The sequence below is a fragment of the Methylobacterium aquaticum genome (assembly GCF_001043915.1).
GTDB classification, from domain to species: Bacteria; Pseudomonadota; Alphaproteobacteria; order Rhizobiales; family Beijerinckiaceae; genus Methylobacterium; species Methylobacterium aquaticum.
In genome coordinates this window covers 1-4610 of record NZ_LABX01000371.1, presented here as the reverse complement: position 1 = coordinate 4610, position 4610 = coordinate 1, and the positions used below count along the sequence as shown (strand labels likewise).

4 protein-coding genes are annotated in these 4610 nt (G+C 72.1%); 3 read left to right on the top strand and 1 reads right to left on the bottom strand.

Features of this window, described 5'->3' with window-relative positions:
* Positions 1-48: 48 nt before the first annotated feature.
* Entirely contained in the window at positions 49-837 is a 789-nt protein-coding gene (locus tag VP06_RS32215) for a DUF1236 domain-containing protein (RefSeq protein WP_048467906.1), read from the top strand.
* A gap of 16 nt (positions 838-853) precedes the next feature.
* On the opposite strand, the gene VP06_RS32210 is transcribed toward VP06_RS32215, so the two are convergent.
* Positions 854-2020 carry a helix-turn-helix transcriptional regulator gene (locus VP06_RS32210; RefSeq protein WP_048467905.1) on the bottom strand — a complete coding sequence of 389 codons (1167 nt, stop codon included), beginning with the start codon at positions 2018-2020 and terminating at the stop codon, positions 854-856.
* Between the two features lie 266 nt (positions 2021-2286).
* On the opposite strand from VP06_RS32210, the gene VP06_RS32205 reads away from it, so the two are divergent.
* Both VP06_RS32205 and VP06_RS32200 read left to right on the top strand, forming a co-directional pair.
* The gene (locus VP06_RS32205) at positions 2287-3489 is read left to right on the top strand and encodes a pyridoxal phosphate-dependent aminotransferase (RefSeq protein WP_048467904.1); all 1203 of its coding nucleotides are present in this window, start codon (positions 2287-2289) and stop codon (positions 3487-3489) included.
* 526 nt (positions 3490-4015) lie between these two features.
* Positions 4016-4276, top strand: coding sequence for a hypothetical protein (locus VP06_RS32200; RefSeq protein WP_048467903.1), 261 nt, complete (start codon positions 4016-4018; stop codon positions 4274-4276).
* The last annotated feature ends 334 nt before the right edge of the window (positions 4277-4610 follow it).

Genomic DNA, 4610 nt, shown 5'->3' with positions numbered 1-4610 from the left:
CAACCCACGCCCTCGGCCGCGCGGGTGTGGTGTCGGGAGAGGGATCACATGAGCAAGCTGATTGGCGGCAAGGCGCTCCGCGGAACGATGACGGCGGCCGTGCTGGTGCTCGGTGCGGCCACGGCCTTCGCGCAAGGCGGCGCAGGCGGTGCCGGGGGCGGTGGTGCAGGAGCCGGCGGTGCCGGGGGCGGTGGTGCAGGAGCCGGCGGCGCCGGGGGCGGTGCGGGCATGGGCGGCGGCGGTGGAGCGGGAATGGGCGCTGGGGGCGCCGGCGGTGCGCCCGGTGCTCCCCGCGGCGGCGGCGGCACGGCCCAGCCGGGCGGCGCTGGAGCGGCGGGCGGCGCAGGGCCGCAGCCGGGGGCTTCCGGCGGCCGGCCCGGGGGCGAGGGCACTCAGCCGGGTGCCGGTGGACGCGGGGCCGAGCCGGGCGAGCGCGGCGCCGAGACGGGCGGGCGCGGCGAACGCGGGGCGGAACGCGGCGAACGCGGCGCGGAACGGGGCGAGCGCGGCGCCGAGCGGGGTGACCGGGGGGCCGAACGCGGCGAGCGTGGCGGCGGCCAGTCCGAGGCCCGGGGTGCGGTCTCGCGCCTCGACACCACCCGGCGCACCGAGTTCCGCCAGACCATCGTGCGCTCCGGCGTGCGGCCTGTGACGGGGGTCAACTTCGCCCTCCGTGCCGGCGTGGCGGTGCCGCGCTCGATCACCCTGCACGCCCTGCCGCCGGCGATCCTCACCCTGGTGCCGGCCTATCGCGGCTTCCGCTACGTGCTGGTCGGGGACGACATCGTCATCATCGATCCCGATACCTACGAGATCGTGGACGTGATCCCGGGCTGACGAGGCCCGCCCCGGCTCAGGCGCGCTGCCTGAGCCGGAGGATGAACACCGCCAGTTCGGATTGCCGGGACACGCCGAGCTTGGAAAAGACCTGGCGCAACTGCGAGCGGGCGGTCTCGTGGCGGATGCCGAGGCTCCCGGCGGCCTCGACCAGGGAGCGCGTTCCGTCCATCAGGAGGGCGAGCCGGATCTCCGCCGGGGACAGGCCGAGGGCGGCGAGGTGGTGGCGCGCCCGGGCTCCGTCGGAGACGGTCCGGCGCAGCACCACCAGGGCGAGATGGTCCGGCGTCAGCAGCCGCGCCATCCCGAGGACGCCGCGCAGGTCCTGGCGCAGGCCGATCGCCGTGACCCGCCAGAGCGCCTCCCCGATTCGCACGGGGCCGGGGGCCAGTTCCGAGGCGATGTCCGGGGCGCCGTCCGCCGGATCGCCGCCGCAGGCGAGGGCGACCTCCCGGGCCACGGCCCCGGCGAGACCCGGATCGCGGATCTGCACCCGGTCGAGGGCACCGACCCGCAGCACCTCGCCCCCGGCGATCAGCGCATGGCCGGCCCGGCTCGCCTCGACGAGGCGCAGGTCGCGGGTCACCACGAAGGCGGGGTCGGCCACCCGGTCGAGCAGCGTCTCCCCGGGAACGCGGGCGGCGCTCGGCGGAAAGCAGGCCCGGTTGGTCTCGATCGCGCGGCGCATCCGCGGGCCAATCCCCTCCATGATCGCCGCGAGCCGGCCGTGCTCGCGCTCCGCCCGGGCGCGCTCGTGCTGGAGGTTCAGCATCGCCAGGCGGCCATCGGCATCGATGAGCTTGATCCCGCTCGACGCCGTCATGGCGCCGAGGGGCCGCAGCCAGCCGGCATGGAACTCGGTGTGGCGCAGGGACTCGGCCGGCATCCGCTCCTCGGAATGGATCGACACCATCGTGGGCGTGGACAGGACCAGCGGAAGCCACGGGTTCACCGCGCCGTAATGCGCCTCGTAGGACTCGATGTGGGCCGGGTCCCAACCCCACTGGGCCAGCGGCAGGCCGCTCCCGGCGGCGTCGACCATCTGGAGCACCGGCCAGACCCCCGGCACGAGGCGGCCGATCTCCGCCATCACCGCATCCCAGGCGGCGGGGTCGCAGGCGGCATGGTCGATGGCCAGCCCGATCTCCCGGCTCACCCTCGCCGGACTGTCCGCCTCGCCCATCGCCACCGATCCCGCCCTGGCCTCGCGTCTCGGGCCGTCATGCCGGGCGCACCGCACGGTGTCACGCCGGTTCGATTGTTGTCCATGACGTTCGTGAACGACCGTTCCTGCCGCGCATGGGTGCCTCGTCTCCGGGCATCGCGCCGCTTGCTCGCCGTGGCGTGCGCGACTAGGGTCCCGGCCGCTCGAAGACCCGGACGGCCATGACCCTGCCCGACCGGGCTTTGCCGGGATGCATTCTCCCAAGGGTACTGGAGTCGATCATCATGGGCTTTCTGGCCGACGCCCTCTCGCGCGTGAAACCCTCCGCCACCATCGTGATGACCCAGAAGGCGCGGGACCTGAAAGCCCAGGGGCGCGATGTCATCAGCCTGTCGGTCGGCGAGCCGGATTTCGACACGCCCCCGCACATCAAGCAGGCGGCGATCGAGGCGATCGCCCGCGGCGAGACCAAGTATCCGCCGGTCTCCGGCATCGTTCCGCTGCGCGAGGCCATCGCCAAGAAGTTCAAGCGCGAGAACGGGCTCGATTACAAGCCGAGCCAGACCATCGTCGGCACCGGCGGCAAGCAGGTGATCTACAACGCCCTGCTCGCCACCCTGAACCCGGGCGACGAGGTGGTGATCCCGCGGCCCTACTGGGTGTCCTACCCGGAGATGGTCGGCCTGTGCGGCGGCACCCCGGTCTTCGCCGACACCACGATGGCGACGAACTTCAAGCTCCAGCCCGAGGAGCTGGAGCGCGCCATCACCAGCAAGACCAAGTGGGTGATCCTCAACTCGCCCTCGAACCCGTCCGGTGCCGCCTACAGCCACGCCGAAATGAAGGCGCTGACCGACGTGCTGGTGCGCCATCCCCATGTCTGGGTGCTCACCGACGACATGTACGAGCACCTCGTCTACGGCGACTTCACCTTCGTGACCCCGGCCCAGGTCGAGCCGGCGCTCTACGACCGGACGCTGACCATGAACGGCGTCTCGAAATCCTACGCCATGACCGGCTGGCGCATCGGCTACGCCGCCGGCCCCGAGCACCTCATCAAGGCGATGGACTTCGTCCAGGGCCAGCAGACCTCGGGTGCGGCGACGATCTCGCAATGGGCGGCGGTGGCCGCTCTCGACGGGCCGCAGGACCACCTGGCCGAGTTCCGGGCCGCGTTCCAGACCCGGCGCGACCTCGTCGTGTCGATGCTGAACCAGACCAACGGCCTGCGCTGCCCGACGCCGGAGGGGGCGTTCTACGTCTACCCGTCCTGCGCCGAGCTGATCGGCAAGCGCACCGAGTCGGGCAAGGTGATCGAGACCGACGAGGACTTCGTCACCGAGCTCCTGATGGCCGAAGGCGTCGCCGCGGTGCATGGCTCGGCCTTCGGCTTGGGTCCCAACCTGCGCATCTCCTACGCGACCTCGAACCAGCTTCTGGAAGAGGCGTGCCACCGCATCCAGCGCTTCTGCGGCTCGCTGCGCTGACACGGCGTTGAGGCCCGTCGCCTGATTCGACCCGGCGGGCCTCGCGCCCGCCGGGTGTTTTCATGAGCCGGTCAAGCTTCCCCGGCCGGCGCGTTTAGACGCAAGCACCCGCGCCGTATTCCGGTTGCCGCGCCGGCCCGGTCTGGCTTACACGGACCCTCCTCGATGCCGGCGCGCCCGGAGGCTTCCGGAACCCATCCGGGCTGTGCGGCAAAGAGGCCGGCGATGACGGGGTGGGGCGGACCAGTTCTCTGCAACCCATTCCTGTGAGGCTCAGTGGGCCGAGCAGTCGCAGGAGCGTCACGGGTTCGGGGAACAGGAACCGCGACCCTGGCGCATGGCCCACCAAAATTCCCGGAGCGTCCCGGCACCGCGCGTCTCCGCCGCGTGCTCGTTCGGATCACGGGCTCCCGTTGTGGGACGGCCGGGTCCGGGCCGCGGCAAGCGGCGCGTTAAGCATTGTGGATCAAGACTGCCGGACCGGGCCGGTTCGACGGCCCGACGAGATCGTGGGTCCCGACCAGCCATGTGGCGCCTTCTCACCGGCGGAATCAAAGTCATCATCGCGATCGCCGCGCTGACCACGGCCGCGAACTGGGTCGCCCTGCGCGAGAAGGACCGGGCGCCGAGCCCGGCGCTCGCCGCCATTCCCGATCCGGCCACCACCGGCACCATCGCGCCGCGCAAGGCCGAGGGCAAACCTGGTGAGATCAAGCCCGCCCGCCTCGACCAGCGCGGCCTCGGCAGGCTGATGTCGGAGGCGTCCGGTGAGGTCAGGCGGCGCTGACGCGGAGCGGCTCGGCAAGATCTACCGCAGAACCGACGGCCGGCCTCGAAGGAGGCCGGCTTTTTCGCATTGATGGCGCGGAGCGGAGGATACGGCGCGGGTCCCCGGATCGGACGATCGCTGGTGGTCCCACCGCGCGCGAAACCTGTTCGCCTGTCGCGACACCCTCCTGGACATTCCGGCGCCGCGCAGCGGAGCCCGGAACGGCACCGGTGACGTTGCCATCTGGCTCGGGCTACTCGACCCCGAACAGCCGCTCCAGGAAATTCTTGTCTTCCCGCGTCGGGCCACCGCGCTGGGGCGCCGGCTGGCGCGACGCGGGAAGACAAGAATT